General features: G+C 43.4%; 19 protein-coding genes. 15 read left to right on the top strand and 4 right to left on the bottom strand.

Annotation, left to right across the window (positions count from 1 at the left end):
• Window positions 1–2 precede the first annotated feature (2 nt).
• On the bottom strand, window positions 3–638 hold the full coding sequence (yihA, locus tag DFP79_RS07900; RefSeq protein WP_133503394.1) for a ribosome biogenesis GTP-binding protein YihA/YsxC: 636 nt from the start codon (window positions 636–638) through the stop codon (window positions 3–5).
• 522 nt (window positions 639–1,160) lie between these two features.
• Between yihA and DFP79_RS07895 the strand changes: the two genes are divergently transcribed.
• The 9 genes from DFP79_RS07895 to lhpI all read left to right on the top strand — a co-directional run bounded on the left by DFP79_RS07895 (window position 1,161) and on the right by lhpI (window position 8,879).
• Window positions 1,161–1,778, top strand: coding sequence for a thiol:disulfide interchange protein DsbA/DsbL (locus tag DFP79_RS07895; RefSeq protein WP_133503393.1), 618 nt, complete (start codon window positions 1,161–1,163; stop codon window positions 1,776–1,778).
• Window positions 1,779–1,801: 23 nt separating this feature from the next.
• Complete coding sequence (locus DFP79_RS07890) at window positions 1,802–3,331, top strand: GGDEF domain-containing protein (RefSeq protein ID WP_133503392.1); 1,530 nt, start codon at window positions 1,802–1,804, stop codon at window positions 3,329–3,331.
• Between the two features lie 226 nt (window positions 3,332–3,557).
• Window positions 3,558–4,313: a bifunctional demethylmenaquinone methyltransferase/2-methoxy-6-polyprenyl-1,4-benzoquinol methylase UbiE gene (ubiE, locus tag DFP79_RS07885; RefSeq protein WP_133503391.1), complete on the top strand. Its 756-nt coding sequence runs from the start codon at window positions 3,558–3,560 to the stop codon at window positions 4,311–4,313.
• A 2-nt stretch (window positions 4,314–4,315) separates the two neighbouring features.
• Window positions 4,316–5,959: a ubiquinone biosynthesis regulatory protein kinase UbiB gene (gene ubiB / locus DFP79_RS07880; RefSeq protein WP_133503390.1), complete on the top strand. Its 1,644-nt coding sequence runs from the start codon at window positions 4,316–4,318 to the stop codon at window positions 5,957–5,959.
• A gap of 16 nt (window positions 5,960–5,975) precedes the next feature.
• Window positions 5,976–6,308, top strand: a complete 333-nt coding sequence (locus DFP79_RS07875; RefSeq protein ID WP_133503389.1) for a phosphoribosyl-ATP diphosphatase — start codon at window positions 5,976–5,978, stop codon at window positions 6,306–6,308.
• A 10-nt stretch (window positions 6,309–6,318) separates the two neighbouring features.
• Window positions 6,319–6,537: a Sec-independent protein translocase subunit TatA gene (gene tatA, locus DFP79_RS07870; RefSeq protein WP_133503388.1), complete on the top strand. Its 219-nt coding sequence runs from the start codon at window positions 6,319–6,321 to the stop codon at window positions 6,535–6,537.
• Between the two features lie 2 nt (window positions 6,538–6,539).
• The gene (tatB, locus tag DFP79_RS07865) at window positions 6,540–6,932 is read left to right on the top strand and encodes a Sec-independent protein translocase protein TatB (protein ID WP_133503387.1); all 393 of its coding nucleotides are present in this window, start codon (window positions 6,540–6,542) and stop codon (window positions 6,930–6,932) included.
• Window positions 6,933–6,989: 57 nt separating this feature from the next.
• Window positions 6,990–7,778: a twin-arginine translocase subunit TatC gene (tatC, locus tag DFP79_RS07860; RefSeq protein ID WP_133503386.1), complete on the top strand. Its 789-nt coding sequence runs from the start codon at window positions 6,990–6,992 to the stop codon at window positions 7,776–7,778.
• A gap of 144 nt (window positions 7,779–7,922) precedes the next feature.
• A complete protein-coding gene (lhpI, locus tag DFP79_RS07855) occupies window positions 7,923–8,879 on the top strand; it encodes a bifunctional Delta(1)-pyrroline-2-carboxylate/Delta(1)-piperideine-2-carboxylate reductase (RefSeq protein WP_133503385.1) in 957 nt (318 codons plus the stop codon).
• A 19-nt stretch (window positions 8,880–8,898) separates the two neighbouring features.
• On the opposite strand, the gene dtd is transcribed toward lhpI, so the two are convergent.
• The 3 genes from dtd to DFP79_RS07840 all read right to left on the bottom strand — a co-directional run bounded on the left by dtd (window position 8,899) and on the right by DFP79_RS07840 (window position 11,954).
• On the bottom strand, window positions 8,899–9,333 hold the full coding sequence (gene dtd / locus DFP79_RS07850; RefSeq protein WP_133503384.1) for a D-aminoacyl-tRNA deacylase: 435 nt from the start codon (window positions 9,331–9,333) through the stop codon (window positions 8,899–8,901).
• A 208-nt stretch (window positions 9,334–9,541) separates the two neighbouring features.
• A complete protein-coding gene (typA, locus tag DFP79_RS07845; protein WP_133503383.1) occupies window positions 9,542–11,362 on the bottom strand; it encodes a translational GTPase TypA in 1,821 nt (606 codons plus the stop codon).
• A gap of 205 nt (window positions 11,363–11,567) precedes the next feature.
• A complete protein-coding gene (locus DFP79_RS07840) occupies window positions 11,568–11,954 on the bottom strand; it encodes a DUF2306 domain-containing protein (RefSeq protein WP_133503382.1) in 387 nt (128 codons plus the stop codon).
• Between the two features lie 544 nt (window positions 11,955–12,498).
• Between DFP79_RS07840 and DFP79_RS07835 the strand changes: the two genes are divergently transcribed.
• The 6 genes from DFP79_RS07835 to DFP79_RS07810 all read left to right on the top strand — a co-directional run bounded on the left by DFP79_RS07835 (window position 12,499) and on the right by DFP79_RS07810 (window position 19,476).
• Window positions 12,499–13,491, top strand: a complete 993-nt coding sequence (locus DFP79_RS07835; protein WP_133503381.1) for an ABC transporter substrate-binding protein — start codon at window positions 12,499–12,501, stop codon at window positions 13,489–13,491.
• Window positions 13,492–13,502: 11 nt separating this feature from the next.
• Entirely contained in the window at window positions 13,503–14,306 is an 804-nt protein-coding gene (locus DFP79_RS07830) for an ABC transporter permease (RefSeq protein ID WP_133503380.1), read from the top strand.
• A complete protein-coding gene (locus DFP79_RS07825) occupies window positions 14,294–15,163 on the top strand; it encodes an ABC transporter ATP-binding protein (protein WP_208111405.1) in 870 nt (289 codons plus the stop codon). Before DFP79_RS07830 ends, DFP79_RS07825 begins: the two co-directional genes overlap by 13 nt.
• A 20-nt stretch (window positions 15,164–15,183) precedes the next feature.
• Complete coding sequence (locus DFP79_RS07820) at window positions 15,184–16,836, top strand: GMC family oxidoreductase (RefSeq protein ID WP_133503379.1); 1,653 nt, start codon at window positions 15,184–15,186, stop codon at window positions 16,834–16,836.
• Complete coding sequence (gene argE / locus DFP79_RS07815; protein WP_133503378.1) at window positions 16,802–17,965, top strand: acetylornithine deacetylase; 1,164 nt, start codon at window positions 16,802–16,804, stop codon at window positions 17,963–17,965. Before DFP79_RS07820 ends, argE begins: the two co-directional genes overlap by 35 nt.
• A 116-nt stretch (window positions 17,966–18,081) precedes the next feature.
• Entirely contained in the window at window positions 18,082–19,476 is a 1,395-nt protein-coding gene (locus DFP79_RS07810; protein ID WP_133503377.1) for an aminotransferase, read from the top strand.
• Window positions 19,477–19,587 lie beyond the last annotated feature (111 nt).

The following is a 19,587-nucleotide window of genomic DNA, read 5'->3' as shown; positions in this document are numbered from 1 at the left end:
CGCTAAGCGTCTTTTTGTTGTCCCGTTGGCTCTAACATCAACCACTCTGCTAATTTCAGCCTCAGTGCATCCACTCCGTCATTTTTAAGCGCGGAAAAGTTTTGAACGCTACCAATCACTTCGTTTTCTTTCATGTATTTCTTAACTTGTAACGACGCTGCTTTAGCTGGGCCACGCTTCAACTTATCCGATTTAGTCAACAGGACGTGAACTTGCACTTTGTTCGATTTCGCCCAATCGAGCATCATGACGTCAAACTCTTTAAGAGGGTGGCGGACGTCCATAACAAGCACGACACCAACAAGTGAACGTCTATTCATTAAGTAATCTTGCATATGCTTTTGCCAGTTGATTTTCATAGCAACAGGCACTTTAGCAAACCCATAACCCGGTAAATCAATCAGACGACGGTCTTCGACGTTCACCCCGAAACAGTTAATCAACTGCGTTCGTCCTGGCGTCTTAGACGTCCTAGCAAGCTTGCGCTGGTTGGTTAATGTATTCAGTGCCGTTGATTTACCAGCATTAGAACGACCCGCAAAAGCCACTTCCAACCCTTGATCAACGGGGCACTGAGAGAGCTTCTCAGCACTTTTTATGAAATGAGCGGAATGGAAAATAGAATCAAAAGGGGTCATAGGTTATATTTCAGCAGAATTAAGTCTTAAATGATTGTTTTATCGCACTAGAGCAATATACGTAATATCGCGAATGCTTCAAGAAATCGATTATAACAAATCCACTAGCCTTGGTGTGAAATAATCTTTCCTTACGACAAATCTCTTTGCCCGCATCAAAACGGGCATCTAAATAAACAAACCTGTTGTTCAAAAAAGGCAAAAAAGAACAATAAATACAGAGTGATTGAAATCAAACTTGGCCATCGAAGACAAAAAACAAGCAAGCAATTTCACCAGAAATAACAGATAATAAGCCGAAGCTGTAACGGCCAATTAGCGATATTTTTACTAGCTGTTACAAAACACCCCACATACAGTTACTTATTTGTTAACGATCTTAAGGTAATTTGCCCTAATATTTGAGGAAGAAACATCTCTAGATCGAACTTTTTTGGGGAACAGGACTCATAGATACCGATGCGATTAAGAAACGTCGAAGTCTCTTAAGCCCTTTTAAACCTCTTTATTATGGAGATAAAAATGAAAAAGCTGATCTCAGCCTTGTTGTTTTCATTCTTGTTACCTTTAGCAGCATTTGCTCAGGACTATTCCAACGGTAACGGATACACTGAAATCAAAAACCCAGTACGGACTCAAAACCCGGACAAGATAGAAGTTGTCGAGATATTCTGGTACGGTTGCCCGCACTGTTACCGTCTAGAACCCTTCACTCAGACTTGGACAAAAAACGTTCCAAATGACGTTGATTTCAAGTTTATTCCTGCAGTTTTTGGACGTAATTGGGTAGCACATGCCAAGGCATTTTATGTTGCGGACATTCTAGGTATTGAGCACGAACTACACTCCGATTTGTTTAATGCCATTCATCAAGACCACCGCCGTTTGAATAATGAAGATGACCTAGCGGAATTCTTTGCAGATTACGGTGTAAGCGAAGATGAATTTAAAAAACAATATAACTCTTTTGCTGTGAACAGCCGCCTAAACCAAGGCAAAGCTAAAGTTCGTGGCTATGGTGCTCGTGGTGTTCCAGGCCTTGTCGTAAACGGCAAATACTTGGTCACTGCTGAAACAGCCGGTGGCAACAACAATATTTACAACGTTGTTGATTACCTGATCGAGAAAGAACGAAAGTAAGCCTTTTAAGGTAGGAACGAAATATGTCGACAGCTCAGGATAAATTAGTAGAAGCCCTACGTAAAACGGTCTCTCGAACCAGCATGCTGGCGGAAGGGTCGGATCCTGAACTGGACTCAGTATTGCAACAAGCTCGTGCGGATATATCCAAAACGGATGATATTAGAGTTGTAGAGCTAGCAATGCGTTCTATTGAACCGTTCCTACTTAAACTTGATCAAGACCGTCTAAGCAAAGCTCAATCGTTTAGAGACGGTCTTCATCAACTTCTTGATACATTGGAAAACCTTGAACATTATCAGGTCCCATTAAACGAAAAGAAGGCATTTGAAACATCCTTACGCAGTAAATGGCAATCCAGCGCTGCTTGGCCGATCCTGCTACAACAGTTCGCTAATCTTGCTAAGTCGACTTTCACATCCAAAAAAGAAGAACGCCAGTCTTCACTGATCGCTCGCCTTTTCAATAAAGAAAAAGAAAATAAAGACGATAAGCAATCTCCACAGGTCGAGGAAGTTACGGCCCACATTTGTCATAAGCTCACCGGGCTTGTTCGTGATCTTCAGTTACCCTCAGAGTATGAAACCCAAGCGGAAGACATCATTAATGAACTGAAAGACGGCAAAGACCTTAACCACCTCCCCATTTTGTTGGATGAAGTGATCAGTCTGGTTCTAGTTGCAGTGGGTAAACCTCAAGAAGACCTTGCGACCTACCTAACACATTTGAATAAACAGCTTGCTAGCATTAATGCTTCAATTGTTACCAGCTATAAAAGTCAAAAAAACCTTTCAGCCCAACGCGAAGATTTCGATACCTCATTGCAAAAACATGTTGAAGACACCAATTTTGCCATTTCGGAAGCAAACGATTTGGGTGCTCTAAAAGAGCTTATCGGTCAACATATGACTGAGCTTAACGGCACAATGGGTCGCTATAGAGAACAAATAAAAAAACAGGAAGAACAATCAACGCAATCGATTACTAACTTAAAGAGCAAAGTAAATCGAATGGAAAAAGACGCGATGAACATGCGCAGTCGTATGCAACAGAAGATTGCAGAAGCGATGACAGATTCTCTTACCAATCTACCCAATCGTGCCGCCTATGTAGAAACGATTTTGCCTCTGATCACCCAGTCGAAGACAACTAAAAAGCAGCTTTGTCTTGCGGTTTGCGATATCGATCATTTTAAGAAGATCAATGATACGTGGGGGCATCTTGCAGGCGATAAAGTATTGCGTCTAGTCCCAAAACAAATTCTAAGTGCTGTTGGCAAAGAAGACTTACTTTTCCGTTACGGCGGAGAGGAATTTGTATTGCTGATCCCAGCATCAAGTATTGAAGAGTGCCGCGCTAAAGTCGAAGCTGTTAGAGCATCCGTTGAAAAAACACCGTTCAATGTAGAAGGACAGCCTGTGTCAGTCACGATCTCCATAGGCATGGATTATCTAAACCAGAATGACGATCATGAATCCTTGTTTGCTCGCGCCGATAAATTTCTATATGAAGCCAAAGAGTCGGGACGAAACAAAGTCGTTGGCGGAAAATAATAAAACACCCTCTTCTACACATAACAACTCTGCCTTAGAATTCCTGAGAGCGCTTTCACTTTCAAGCACGGAGTTTCTCTAAACTCCGTCTAAATCAATCTAATAGCAAACAAGATCTTTTTTCCCTACCTTCAACTCTGTTACATTATCTTCGCGCCAGTTACAATAGAACGTATATCATTTACTCCGTGCTCATTTATCGGCACATTTGTGGGAACGACGGATCATGCAAGACGATCAAAATAAAACAACGCATTTTGGCTTTCAAGAAATTCCAACTGATAAGAAAGTCGACGCAGTAGCGCAAGTATTCCATTCAGTCGCTGCAAAATACGACATCATGAACGATCTTATGTCTGGCGGCATACATCGCCTTTGGAAGCGTCATACTATTAGTCAATCAGGTGTCAGAGCAGGCCAAACCGTATTAGACATTGCTGGCGGCACAGGAGACTTAACACTTAAGTTTGCTCGTTTAGTAGGCAACGAAGGGCAAGTTATTCTAGCGGACATCAATGACTCAATGTTAAAGGTGGGTCGTGATAAGTTAGCCAACCAAGGCGTTGTTGGTAACGTAAAATGCGTTCAAGCTAATGCGGAAGAACTACCTTTTCCAGACAACACCTTCGATTGCATTACCATTGCATTTGGTCTTCGCAATGTCACAGACAAGTCCAAAGCACTCGCCTCCATGCATCGCGTCCTAAAACCCGGTGGGCGATTATTAGTACTGGAGTTTTCAAAGCCTGAATCCGAGCATTTGTCAAAACTATACGACCATTACTCATTCCGACTGTTGCCAGCTATGGGTAAGCTCATTGCAAACGATTCTGAAAGTTATCGTTACCTTGCAGAATCTATACGCATGCACCCAGATCAAGATACACTGAAAGACATGATGGACGAAGTCGGCTTTGAACGCACAAGCTACCAAAATATGACGGGGGGCATTGTGGCTCTTCATAAAGGATTTAAGTTCTAACTATGTGGAAAAGTGCAGCTCGTTTGTTGCGCATCGCTTACACCGTGGTGCGCTTTCGTCTAGATACCTTCATTCCGTTTAATTTACTGCCTTGGTATGCACGCTATACAGTTGGATTAGTATGCTCAATCGGTCGAGAGTCTGCTGAAAAAAATCGAGCCGAACGTTTAAGGCTGGCACTTGAATCCTTGGGGCCAATATTCGTTAAATTCGGCCAGATCCTGTCTACACGACGAGACCTTTTACCGGATGACATCGCTAACGAACTGGCTAAACTTCAAGATAGAGTGCCACCGTTTTCTGGTAAAACAGCGCAAAAGATTATCGAGAAATCTCTGGGGAACAATATCGAAGATGTCTTCGAAGCATTTTCTGTTGAGCCTCTCGCATCTGCGTCCATCGCACAAGTTCATACCGCCACACTAAAAACGGGCGAAAGCGTCGTTGTAAAAGTCATTCGCCCTAATATCGAAAAGACCATTCGTCAAGATATTGGCCTACTTTACATATTGGCGCACTTCATAGCGAAAGTCAGCTCTGACGGACGACGCCTTCGACCAGTAGAGGTTGTTACCGATTATGAATACACCATTCTGGACGAACTCGATCTAGCCAAAGAAGCTGCCAATACAGGACTTTTACAGCGTAACTTTACCGACTCACCATTGCTTTACGTGCCGCAAGTATACTGGGACTACTGCGGCCGAGATGTAATGGTCATCGAACGAATATCGGGCATTCCGGTAGCCGATATCGATGCGCTAAATGCCGCGAATGTGAATATGAAAGTGCTTGCAGAACGTGGTGTTGAAATATTCTTCACCCAAGTGTTTTCTCACAGCTTTTTCCATGCCGACATGCACCCCGGCAATATATTTGTCGATGTATCAAACCCAGAATTACCAAAATACATCGCGATAGATTGCGCCATTATGGGAAGCTTAGACGACGAAGACAAAAGCTACCTCGCGCGAAATTTACTGGCTTTCTTTAAACGCGACTATCGCATGGTTGCGGAGCTGCATGTTCAAAGTGGGTGGGTTCCCAAAGGCACACCCGTTCATGCCTTCGAATCTGCAATTCGAAGCGTTTGCGAACCCATGTTTGCGAAACCGCTTAAAGACATTTCCTTTGGACAGGTGCTTTTAGGGCTTTTCCAAACTGCACGTCGTTTCAATATGGAAGTGCAGCCCCAGCTAGTGTTACTTGAAAAGACCTTACTCAACATTGAAGGGTTAGGAAGACAACTCTACCCAGACCTAGACCTATGGGTTACCGCCAAACCTTTCCTCGAACGCTGGATGAGCGAACAAGTAGGCCCTCGACGCGTATTAGACGAAGTTAAAAAACAAGCACCAGAATGGGCCGGCCAACTGCCTCAAATTCCCAATCTTGTTTTTTCAGCGCTCACGCATCTGTCACATCAAGAAGAGCGTATGGCAGATCAAACTAAAGCCATTAATGCATTGAGCAAAGAGATCAAAAAAGGTCGCCGCAATATGCCATTTAAGATGCTAGGCTTAGTAAGTCTAGCTGCTGCATGGATCACAACCGATCCTGTTGCATTAAATCATCTGGCAACGGCAGATTTATTGAGCTTAGGGCTCTTTTTCGTAGGTCTATACCTGCTCGTATTAAAACCGTAATAATTGAGAGACTATAATGAAAGTAGATGTTCTAGCCGAACTCGCTACAACTTTGGAACAACGCAAGACCGCTGCATCCGATTCTTCTTATGTTGCCAGCCTCCATGCAAAGGGATTGAATAAAATCTTAGAAAAAGTGGGTGAAGAAAGTGTAGAAACCATTTTGGCTGCTAAAGATGCGCAAGCATCCGGTAACACCAAAGATGTGATCTACGAGACAGCTGACCTTTGGTTTCATAGCCTTGTAATGCTTTCACATCTAGATTTAACGCCTCAAGATGTGTTAGAAGAGTTAGCTAGACGTTTCAATTTATCCGGCCTTGACGAAAAGGCTAATCGAACAAAGTAGGAGTATTACTATGTTAGGCGGTATCAGCATTTGGCAATTATTGATCGTATTGGCCATTCTAATTTTGATCTTCGGTACGAAGAAATTCAAAAACCTAGGATCAGATTTAGGTGGTGCAGTAAAAGGATTTAAAGAAGCAGTAAACAAAGAAGGAGAGAAAGAAGATGCAGAAGTTGCACAAAACAAAGTAATCGAAGGTGAATCTAGCAAAGATAACAAGAGTGTCTAAGCGTGTTTGATATCGGCCTTTCCGAACTGTTAGTTGTATTCGTTGTCGGGTTACTTATTTTAGGGCCCGAGCGACTGCCTGTTGCGGCAAAAACGGCGGGGCTTTGGATTCGTAAGATTCGTCGGAGCGTACAGTCCGTTCAACGAGAGATCAATGCTCAACTCGATCAAGAAGAGATGCAGCAAAAGATCAAGGAAACAAATGACAGAATTCTTAGAGAATCTCAAGAGATTCAAAACACAATTACACCCTTGCCTGAAACTCAATTAGCAGAATCTAGGGAACCTGATTTAGCAGAGAAGGAAGCATCAGCACCTGAAGTCGAAATTGATTCGCCAACAACTTTGCAAAAAGAAGAAGACCAAGAGACGACAAGAGCCTCAAATGCCAGTTAATGGCTAGTACGCCGCGTTTCTGTTAATGATTGTTTTAAATTGCTGGATCATTAGACAATGACTCAAGACAGTACTGAAACGAGCCAAGCTCCTTTAGTTGCTCATCTTATTGAGCTTAGAAATCGGCTACTCAAAGCCGTCCTTGTTATCTTGTTAGCATTTGTTGGCTTATACGCCTTCGCTAATGAGCTGTATTTGATGGTATCGGAACCATTACGGTTACTCCTACCTGAAGGCAGCTCATTGATTGCGACTGAGGTGGCTTCGCCTTTCTTAGCTCCCTTAAAACTCACATTTGCGGTGGCGGTCTTACTAACTATCCCTTATACATTGTTTCAAGCTTGGGCTTTTATTGCGCCGGCTTTGTATAAGAACGAAAAGACCATCGCTATCCCACTGTTAATTTCAAGTGTATTGCTCTTTTATGCGGGTATCTGTTTCGCATATTACATTGTATTGCCCTTGATCTTTGGCTTCTTTACCACGGTAGGTCCGGGTGAAGTGACCGTAATGACAGACATCAACAATTACTTAAATTTTGTTCTCAAGCTCTTCTTTGCGTTTGGTGTGACGTTCGAAATTCCAGTTGCAACTTACTTGCTGATTAAAGCCGGTGTAACAACCGTCGCCACCTTGTCGAAAAAACGTCCATATGTGTTTTTAGGGTGCTTTGTTGTTGGCATGTTGATCACACCTCCTGACATCTTCTCTCAGACGTTATTAGCCATCCCTATGTGGCTTTTGTTTGAAGTTGGTTTACTGGCAGGCCGCACAGTAAAGCAAGAAGAAGAGACTGAAAGCGAGACCGAAGAAAATAAAAACGAAGTTGCAAAACCTCAGCCTTAAATGAGCGTATTGTGACATCAAACATACCACGTTTCTGTTTAACGAATCGTGGTATGTTTGCTTCTCCCCTCTTTAAGAGTTCACTGCTTTACGTTACCGTATGAAGTGTATCGAATCGCTATGACTACGAAGAAGGGATAACACATGCAACACATCTGTGCAGAGCAAGTCGAATCAACACTGGATTTTACAACGCTGGTTCCTGCGTTAAGCAGTGCATTTTCCAAAGACTTCGGTATGCCTCAACGACAGATGTATCCCATTCCCTCTGACGAGATCGAACATCATAATACGTTTGCGGTTTTACCCGCATGGACAGACGATGTTTTAGGCGTTAAAAGCTTTACAAACTACCCAGGCAACCCATCTAAAGGGAGAGTCACGACCTCAGCTCAAGTGCTTTTATTTGACCGAAAAACCGGTGCACCGATGGCACTCGTTGACGGTACTAGCCTTACTAATTGGCGAACCGCTGCGGTGTCGGCTTTGGCCTCCTCCTTGATGTCACGCGAAGATTCTGAATCTCTACTTTTGTATGGTACGGGCGCTATGGCACCTTACATGGCACTCGCTCACGCAGCTATTCGCCCAATCAAACAAATTTATATACACGGGCGTCAACAAGAGAAAATGGCGTCGACTTGTGAAAAGATCAAACAAAAACGCCCGGACATAAACGTTATCTCTTGCTCAAAACCTGAAGATGTCATCACGGGAATCGACATTATTTGCTGCGCAACAAGTGCAAATACGCCATTGTTTAAAAGTGCTCTTCTTGCCGCTGGCACGCACATTGATTTAGTCGGAAACCACCATCCAAATGCACGAGAGTGCGACTCTGCGACGATTCATATGTCTAGAGTGGTGGTCGACAGTTCTCTCAATGTTTTAAACGAAGCGGGAGAGATATTAATCCCGTTAAAAGAAGGCGTGATCGAAAAATCACATATTCTTGGAGAGCTATCAGAACTGTGCGCAAACAAAGTTTCAGCAAGAACAAACAGCAGCCAGATAACGTTATTTAAATCGGTAGGAACAGCACTGTCTGACGTAGTAAGTGCTCACTTGGTATATAAGATACTCAATCACAATTCAGACTAATCACCGCTCCTAATCAGTCTTAATCCAACATAAACGTAACTGGGCCGTCGTTGGTAAAACGAATTTTCATGTCTGCGCCGAATTGACCTGTTTCCACTTGATCATACTGAGCCTTAACATTGGAAACAAAATCATCAAACAAACGCTTTCCTTCTTCAGGTATAGCAGCAGTTGAGAATCCAGGCCGCAGTCCTTTTTTCGTTTCAGCGGCCAATGTGAACTGAGATACCAGCAATACACCGCCACCCACTTGTTGAACGTTAAGATTCATCTTTCCATCTTCATCGCTAAACATACGGTATTTAAGCAGTTTATCTGCAAGACGTTTTGTATCTTCTTCTGTATCGCCTTTTTCGATTCCCACCAACACAAGTTGCCCATGATCGATAGCACCAATCACCTCTCCTTCTACCACTACACTGGCATCGATTGCGCGTTGAACCAATACTTTCATATTTATCCTTAGTGAATTCGTTTAGGTAACAATGGAATACTATACTTAAATACGCGGGGCTTAAAAGCGAACGACTTTAAAAATGGGGGATTTAAAAAAACAAAAGCGCCCGAAGGCGCTTCTGCCGCTCACAAACTCTAGCGAAAGAGTCTATTTGCTGCTGCTCTTTTTTAACTAAGCTGCTAAGCCTAAGCTTTCGCGATCTGTCTTACTTACGACCAGCGCGTTTACGCTCGTTTTCAGTAAGCAGTTTCTTACGAATGCGAATGCTTTCAGGTGTTACTTCTACCAACTCGTCATCTTCGATGAACTCAAGCGCTTGCTCTAGCGTGTGCTTAATCGGCGGAGTCAGCGTTAACGCTTCATCCGTACCAGAAGCACGTACGTTCGTTAACTGCTTACCTTTAATTGGGTTAACCGCTAAGTCGTTGTCGCGAGAGTGAATACCGATAACTTGGCCTTCGTACACTTCAACAGCGTGACCAAGGAACAGACGACCACGGCTCTGCAAGTTAAACAGTGCGTAAGCTGCAGTTTTACCCGTTAGCATACTTACTAGTACGCCATTTTGACGACCAGATACTTCACCGTCTTTAACAGGTCCGTAGTGATCAAATACGCTTGTCATGATACCAGAACCAGACGTTAGCGTTAGGAACAAACCACGGAAACCAATCAAGCCACGAGAAGGTACGATGAACTCAAGACGAACACGGCCTTTATTGTCAGGCTCCATGTTTGTTAACTCAGCTTTACGTAAGCCAAGCTCTTCCATGATAGAACCTTGATGTTGCTCTTCAACGTCGATTACTACTTGCTCGAATGGCTCTTGAGTTTGTCCATCAATTTCGCGCTGTACAACTTCTGGACGAGATACGCCCATTTCAAAGCCTTCACGACGCATTGTTTCGATCAATACAGACAAGTGCAATTCACCACGACCAGATACGATAAATTTATCTGGTGTGTCGCCTTGATCAACACGCAATGCAACGTTGTGAATCAATTCTTGATCTAGACGCTCTTTAATATTACGAGTGGTAACGAACTTACCTTCTTTACCCGCAAAAGGAGAGTCATTGACAATGAATGTCATGCTTACTGTTGGCTCATCTACCGTCAAAATAGGTAGAGACTCAACACAAGTAGGATCACACAAAGTATCAGAGATACTTAGGCCATCAATACCCGTAATACATACGATATCACCCGCAGAAGCTAGATCTGTATCGACGCGCTGAAGGCCATGGTAGCCTTTTACGTTTAAGATCTTGCCTTTACGCTCTTTATCATCAGATGACTTAACAATAACTTGCTGGTTTGGAGACAAACTACCGCGAGTAATACGACCGATACCAATAACGCCAACATAGCTGTCGTAATCCAATGCAGAAACCTGCATTTGGAATGTACCTTCTGGATCAACATTAGGTACTGGAACACTGTCGACAATCATTTGGTACAGCGGCGTCATATCTTCTGCCATTGCTTCTGGATCATTACCAGAGATACCGTTGATTGCAGATGCGTAGATAACAGGGAAATCCAACTGCTCTTCTGTCGCACCAAGACTATCGAACAAATCAAATACTTGATCCATTACCCAGTCAGGGCGAGCGCCTGGACGGTCAATTTTGTTGATAACAACGATTGGACGCAAACCGCGTTCAAACGCTTTAGAAGTTACAAAACGTGTTTGTGGCATAGGTCCGTCAACGGCATCTACCAACAACAATACAGAGTCAACCATAGACAATACGCGTTCTACTTCACCACCGAAGTCAGCGTGTCCAGGTGTGTCCACAATGTTAATGCGGTAATCGTTCCATTTAATGGACGTGTTTTTCGCCAAAATGGTAATACCACGTTCTTTTTCCTGATCGTTGGAATCCATGATGCGCTCTGCGCCTTCATCTTTACGATCAAGCGTACCAGACTGACTCAACAACTGATCTACAAGTGTGGTTTTACCATGGTCAACGTGAGCAATAATTGCCACGTTACGTAACTTACTGATATCAATCGACATTTTGGTTTCTCTATAATATACGAGATGGAAAGTACAGCTCGTGAAACGCTTTGTTTCAACCGTCTGAACTATCATACGGAGTAAAATTCGCGCAATTGTACCCTTATCTTTGTGAACTTCCCATTAAACTGCAAAAAATTAATGAAAAAATCTGCGTGTTTCATTAATTCGTATTTAGAAAGTGGTCAACCTAAGCCATACACCGTTACGTGAATAACCAAGTATGCAGTAATCTTCCCGGCATGAATGCGAAGCTTCCCGCAACAACTAGCCCACCAATATAAAGACCAACCATGCTGGACTTATGCCTTACCACATCCCCCGTTCGAATTGCGAGTATGGCATTAGGAATCAAGTAAAAGACAAGAAGGCTAAACAGATGAATTAAACCAAAATGGTCAAGAAACAGAGGGCCAATATGCGCAGGCATAAAGAGCGTAATCAATGCCGTGACGAGCATAAGTACCATGTAGGCTTTACCCAGCAGCCTATGTCGCGGCGTCCCCTTTGTGTTTATCAACAAATACGTTGCGATAAAAAATGCAGGCAGTACAGTCGCTAAATGAAAGTAGGCTAACTGTAAATAAGTCATGCAAAGCTCTCCTCTCTAAGACTTCCCAAATTACTCTCTATCAATAAGCTCCATCCATACACTCCAACCATCCCTCCACTTATTGCGCTCTTCTAATTCAGATATCTTTTACCTATCTCACGACAAGCGCATTCGCGAAAAGCACTTTTACTTTATGGCTGAGCCGCGTTTCAAACAATTTAATATAATTTTTTTAGGCCACGTAACCAATTTAACACCCTCTTCTATAAAAATTAAAATATATGCCATATTTATAAAAATCTATCTAAATAGTTTAAATGCTTTTCTAACGGTCTGTATTTTAAATACTTTTCAAACCAAAAAGATCAAAAAAATCCAATATAGAAAAAGTTAAAACTACTTTAATAAAGAATAAAAAGCGCCAACATTGGGCATTTAAAATACACTAAGCACCAATAAGAAACACCTCTCATATTGCTTCAAAAAAAATTATTTAAAGCTACAAAAAAAGATAATTGTTTAGGTCAATAGAACACGATTAACTGTAAAAAACGCAATAATCAATCATCGAGAGGAACAAACAATGCCATTACTAGAAACAGTGTCGAAAAAACTCGTTAAGGGTACTGCCGCTACCATTTCAGCATTAGCCCTCACAGCAGGTGCCGCAAACGCAGGTACTATTTCATTAGGTCATACGACTTGGGTGGGCTACGGCACGCTCTATTTGGCGAAAGACTTAGGCTACTTTGAAGAAAAAGGCCTAAATTTAGAACTCACGACTATCGAAGAATCTTCCATGTATATGGCTGCTGCTGCGTCAGGCCGTCTAGATGGTTCTGCGTCAACGATTGACGAAATCCTTAAATACCGCCCGAAATTTTGTTTTAAATCGGTTGCCGTTCTGGACGACAGCTTTGGAGGCGATGGCATCTTAGTGGAAGACGGCATTGATTCCATTGCAGATCTAAAAGGGAAAACCGTTGCTGTAAACGAAGGCTCTGTTTCTCAGTTTTGGTTATCAGACTTGCTAAAAAGCGAAGGCATGAGCATGTCTGACATTACGGTTCAAAACATGACAGCCGACGACGCTGCAAGCGCTTTCATTGCAGGCAGAGTTCCAGTTGCAGTCACTTGGGAGCCGAACTTGTCTTACGTACGATCTCATAATGTAGGCAAAGTGCTGGTCGACAGTAGCGCCACACCGGGCGTGATTGTTGATGTTGTCGCACTGAACTGTGATGTTATTAAAAACCAACCTGAAGATGTGAAAGCGCTGGTTGATGGTTTGTACCGTGCTGTTGAGTTCACTAAAACGAACCCAGACGAAGCCAATAAAATTATGGCAAAAGGCATCGGCGGATACCTTTCAGACCCAGCTGAACTTGCTGCTGCGGCGTCAACCGTTCGCTTCTACGATAAAGAAATGAACATCGAATTATTAGGCGCTAATGGCAGTGAAGGCAAAATATCTGAAGTGATTGACCTTGCAAATAAAACTTGGAGTGAATTGCAAAACGTAAACTACAGCGTGACATACGACGAACTTGTAGACAATTCGTTCGTTACACAGTAAAGGGTTTCGATATGTCTTCTAAGCAAGTAAGTTTTAAGCAGCTGACTTCCCCACAGGAAGAGTTGCCCAAAAAAGTTGTGCTTGGGGCAGGAACGTTAAGCTGGATAGTACTCCTATCCAGCTGGTTTTTACTCTCTGCCAGTGACCTTGTTCCTACTATGTTTCTTCCTTCGCCGATGGATGTGCTAAGTACTGGCGTACGTCTTGCGGAAAACGGTACCCTGTTCGAACATATGTGGGCCAGTATTCAGGTTGTTTTAATTGGTTTCATTGTCTCTTCAATGCTTTCCATTCCTCTTGGGATGTTAATGGGCAGCTTCAAAATAGTACAAGCCGTATTAGAGCCCCTTGTAAACTTCATCCGCTATCTGCCTGTTACGTCTTTTGTGCCGCTTTTTATCTTGTGGATCGGCATTGGGATAGAACAACGCGTAACCGTTATTTTCTTCGGCGTATTTTTTCAACAATTGGTGATGATATCCGACGTCTCTCGTGGGGTTTCGAAAGACTTACTGCATGCAGCTTACACACTGGGCACAAGTCGTTCGAAGGTTGTCACTCAGGTCATCGCTCCCGCATCATTACCCGGCATATTGGATACATTACGCGTCACCATTGGCTGGGCATGGACATATCTAGTGGTTGCGGAATTAGTCGCAGCAACCAGCGGCCTTGGATACATAAGCCTTAAAGCCATGCGAGGTTTTCAGGTCGACGTTATTTTCTTGGCAATTGTCATCATTGGCCTATTGGGACTTTTGACGGATCAGTTTTTTAGAGTTTTAAGAGCGAGGTTAAGCGCATGGGCCAACTAGCAGAGCCACTGCCGTCTACTGTAAGCGACGAGCAACAAAAACAGGACAATACGACGCCGATTAAAGAGGCGACAACTTCGGAAAAGATCCAACTGCACATTGACGAGGTAACACTCAAGTTTCCAACATCGACGGGGACCGATTTTACTGCGCTGGATAAAGTCTCAATGGAAGTACGAGAAAATGAATTTGCCGTCATTGTTGGGCCATCAGGGTGCGGTAAATCCAGCCTACTTTATCTAACAGCGGGTCTCAACAGCCCAACTGACGGTGAAATCAAAGTCGCAGGAAAAGTGGTCGACGGCCCCAGTGCTGAGCGGGGCATGGTCTTTCAAGGCTACACCTTGTTCCCTTGGCTTTCCGTCTCTGAAAACATTGAATTTGGTTTAAAGCAAAAGAAAATGCCAGCGCCAGAACGAAAAAAAATCGTTCAGAAATACCTTAAAGAAGTCGGCTTAGAGAACTTTGCAGATCGTAACCCAAAGCAACTTTCGGGTGGTATGAAACAGCGCGTAGCTATCGCACGTTCGCTCGCGAATGACCCAGAAATTTTACTTATGGACGAACCGTTTGGAGCTTTGGACAGCCAGACTAGAATGCAAATGCAGCAGTTATTACTGCAAGTATGGGAACACAGTAAAAAGACGGTTGTATTCGTCACACACGATATCGATGAAGCCATCATGCTCGGAGACAGAGTGTTTGTGATGGGCGCAAGACCCGGACGCATTCAGAAAGTTCTCGACGTTAACATCCCACATCCCAGAACACTGGATATGGTAATGGAACCGGATTTCATCTCGTTGAAAAGAGAAATACTGTCTCTTCTTCATGATGATCTTTCAGAAATGCATTAAGTGCTTTAAGAGGTAAACCCATGACTCACAAAACGTTTGATTATATTGTCGTTGGAGCTGGATCAGCAGGCAGCGTAATTGCTAGCAGGTTATCGGAAGATCCTGCGATTAGGGTTTGCCTTATTGAAGCTGGAGACAAAGACAACTCGCCTAGAATTCAAATCCCTGCGGGCACCATATCTCTGTATAAAAGTAAGAAGTACAGCTGGAACTATTATTCTGCCCCACAAAAAAACATGAATCATCGAGTACTTCACTGCCCTCGAGGAAAAGCTCTTGGAGGCTCTTCCTCAATGAACAGCATGATTTATATTCGAGGAGACGCAAAGGATTATGAACAATGGCAAACATCAGGAGCAACTGGCTGGGGCTGGAACGACGTACTCCCGTTCTTCCAAAAATCTGAAAAAAATCTGTTGGGTCAATCAGAACAATTCCATGGCACGCAAGGCGAGTTGCATGTCGACAAACCCAATAGCCCAAACCCATTTTCTCTAAAGTTTGTTAAAGCCGCCTCACAGGCATTGGGCTTAAGTCAAAACTCCGACTTCAACGGTGATACTCAAATGGGTGTCGGCCTCTATAATGTGACTCAAAAAGATGGTTTTCGCCAATCCAGTTTTAAAGCGTTTGTTCACCCTATCGTTAAACAGCGTACAAACCTCACTGTGATTCCCAATGTTCAAGTTGAAAAAGTTCTCATAGAGAATAAAAAAGCCATAGGTGTGATCGTCCGGCAGGAAGACGAAAAAACAACACTGATAGCCAAGCAAGAGGTTGTCTTGAGCGCTGGCGCGTTGGGCAGCCCATTCATTTTGATGAAATCAGGCATCGGCCCAAAACAAGCGCTCGAACAAGCCGGAATACACGTCCAGCATGAGTTGAAAGGGGTTGGGCAAAATCTACAAGATCATTTAGATGGCTTGGTTACGGTAAGGTCAAATGCAACTCAAACATTGGGCTTTTCATTTGGCTCCTTACCTCAGGTTTTAACGTCTCCTTTCCAGTTTTTACTAAAACGAAAAGGATGGTTAACAACCAATTATGTTGAAGCTGGCGGGTTTGCATCCACGACAAACGACAATCGCCCTGACATACAATTCCACTTTGTTCCCGGATACCGCAGTCACCGAGGTCGGCTGTTTGAATGGGGGCACGGCTACGCAATCCACACCTGCGTATTGAGGCCAAAAAGTATCGGGCATATATCGATCACCAAAGAACAAAACTTATTGCTCGATTACAACTTTTTATCGAATGAAGACGACGCAAAAACCTTAATTGAAGGAATACGCTGCGCTCGAAAAATCCTCTCCGATTCTGAATTCGATGGAGCACGAGGAAAAGAAATGCTGCCCGGAGAGCACTGCCAAACAGACGAGCAGCTTATGGATTATGTAAAAGAATACGGCGCAACCGTGTTTCACCCCGTCGGCACCTGCAAAATGGGCACGGACACGCAATCGGTCGTCAAGCCAGACTTAAGTGTTCATGGCATAACAGGTCTACGTGTCGCCGATGCTTCGATCATGCCGACTCTAATAAGCGGTAACACCAATGCCGTCTGCATAATGATCGGAGAACGCGCCGCTGATTTCATAAAGAAAACTCAAGAGAGTTACACAAAAAGGCAAATTGATGGCAACCCAGCTGACGATAAACACGCTCACTAAACTTATTTCATTCGACACCACCAGTGTGCATTCTAATCTGGAATTAATGGCTTATATTCAATCATTTCTCAATGAATATGGCGTTGAATCAACACTGGATTACAATCAAGAGAAAACCAAAGCTAACCTATATGCAACGATTGGCCCGATAGAAAAACCCGGTATATTATTATCCGGACACACAGATACGGTTCCAGTAAAAGGCCAATCATGGTCAACTGATCCATTTAAACTAACATTTCTGGACAGCAAAGCATTCGGGCGCGGCACAGCGGATATGAAATCTTTCATTGCTGTTGCATTAGCCTCTGTGCCCAAAATGCTGAGCGCAAACCTGACCAAGCCGATTCATTTTGCGTTCTCATACGACGAGGAAATTGGCTGCCTTGGCGTGCGCAGTCTAATAGAAAAGCTGAAGCATCTGGATGTAAAACCCGCAGCCTGTATTGTTGGCGAACCGACTGAAATGAAATTGGTAACGTCACACAAAGGAAAGCTTGCAGCGCGTGTCACCGTGACAGGAAAAGAATGCCACTCGGGGATGGCGCCACACGGCGTAAATGCAGTGAACTACGCTGCCAGACTGGTTAACTGGCTTGAGAACGCAGCAAACGATAAAGCACAAAATGGCCCCTTTCACACACAGTATGACATTCCGTACTCGACCATACATACCGGCATAATACAGGGCGGAACGGCATTAAATATCGTACCAAATCACTGCCAGTTTGATTTCGAAATTCGCAATATCGCAGACGATAATCCACAAGACCTGTTAGGGCACTTTGCTGACTACTGCCAAGAACTAATCGGCGAAATGACACAAAAAGCGTCTGATACAGATATCGCCATCGAAGTACTTACCGAATACCCCGGACTCGCCAAATCCAATGATGACGCAATCATCTCATACCTAAAAAATCTCACTGATGACGCCGAAGAAGGTCAAATAAACTTTGGCACTGAAGGTGGTTTGTTTAGCGAACGCTTAAAACTTCCCACTGTCGTGTGTGGACCCGGAAGTATGCAGCAAGGTCATAAACCCGATGAGTTTATTTATATTGAACAATTGGCTAAATCAGAAGCCTTCATAGAGCGATTAATTGACTCGTTAAGCGAGTCACCGTAAGCCTTTTTTCGCTTTAGTTTTTCCTATGCAAACAAAGAAAAAACATATTTTACCGAAGCCAGAACTCTCTATAAATTATTTATACAGATTATAATTCTATTCCGAGGAACCATTCGATGTCTGAAAATAAATCCGCCGAAATGTACCAAGTCTGGCAGCAAGACAAGGACCATTACATTCACCCATGGACAGACTTCTCCACGTTTAAAGAAACAGGTTCGATTGTCGTTGAAGACAGCGACAATGTTCACATCACAGATGGAGACGGAAATCGGTATCTTGATGGTATTGGCGGTTTATGGTGCGTCAACATCGGTTATGCTCGTGAAGAAATGGCACAAGCCATTGCAGAGCAAATCATGAAAGTTCCATATTATTCTTGTTTTGGACACCACACTACCGTTCCTGCAGCGAAATTGGCCGCAAAAATTGCAGAGCTGGCACCGGGTAATCTGAATCACGTTTTTTATGGTTGTGGAGGATCAGTAGCAAACGACACCGCTGTTCGTATTATTCACTTTTACTTTAATCAGCTTGGTAAAAAAAGTAAGAAAAAAATCATTTCACGCATTGATGGGTATCACGGCAGTACCTATATGGCGATGTCTATTACAGGCGTTAAATTTGACCACATTGGCTTTGATATCGATGAACAGCTTGTTCATCATATTTCCTGCCCCAACCCTTATCGTCGCCCTGAAAGCCAATCCATTGAAGACTTCTGCGATGAAAAAGTTCAAGAGCTGGAAAACAAGATTTTGGAGCTTGGGCCTGACAATGTTGCCGCTTTCTTTGCTGAACCTATTATGGGCGCAGGCGGTGTCATTGTTCCGCCGAAGGGCTACCACAAACGTACGCTAGACGTCTGTCGTAAGTATGGCGTGCTTTACGTATCGGATGAAGTTGTCACTGCATTTGGTCGTCTAGGACATATGTTTGCCTCTAAAGACGAGTTCGACATAGTGCCAGACATCATCACCTGTGCAAAAGGCCTCACCTCAGGCTATTTACCGTTAGGCGCGACGATTCTGTCTGACGATATTTACGATGTAATCAGTAAACCTCAAGCAGACGGCGCTCTATTTACGCATGGCTTTACCTATTCCGGCCACCCAGTAAGCTGTGCGGCAGGCCTTAAAAATATAGAAATCATGGAGAGAGAAAACCTCTGTGGTCACGTCCAAGAAATCGGTTCGTATTTTGAAGAGCAGCTAAAGACGCTTATGGATTTGCCCATAGTGGGTGACGTGCGCGGTAAGAAATTTATGGTTTGTGTCGAGAATGTGGCCAATAAGGAATCAAAAGAACTGATTGATCCTGAAGCTCAAGTCGGTAATAGAATTGCCGATCATTGCCAAAAACGAGGGCTCATCGTCAGACCGTTAGCACACATGAACATATTATCCCCGCCGCTAACCTTATCGAAAGATAATGTGGATTTCTTAGTATCGACATTGCGAGAAAGTATTGTAGAGACAATGAAAGACTTAAAACAGGACGGTTATTTATAAGGACTAGAAGACTATTGCCCCCCATATTTAACCGCCTACATGGCGGTTTTTTTTACTGAAAAAACTATAAAAACTAAAAAAGCCCTTTACTCGAAAGCAAAGGGCTTAACA

This window comes from Marinomonas balearica (assembly GCF_004362145.1).
Lineage (GTDB): Bacteria > Pseudomonadota > Gammaproteobacteria > Pseudomonadales > Marinomonadaceae > Marinomonas > Marinomonas balearica.
Note: the sequence above shows the minus strand (reverse complement) of the source record. Positions and strands in the feature narration are given on the sequence as shown.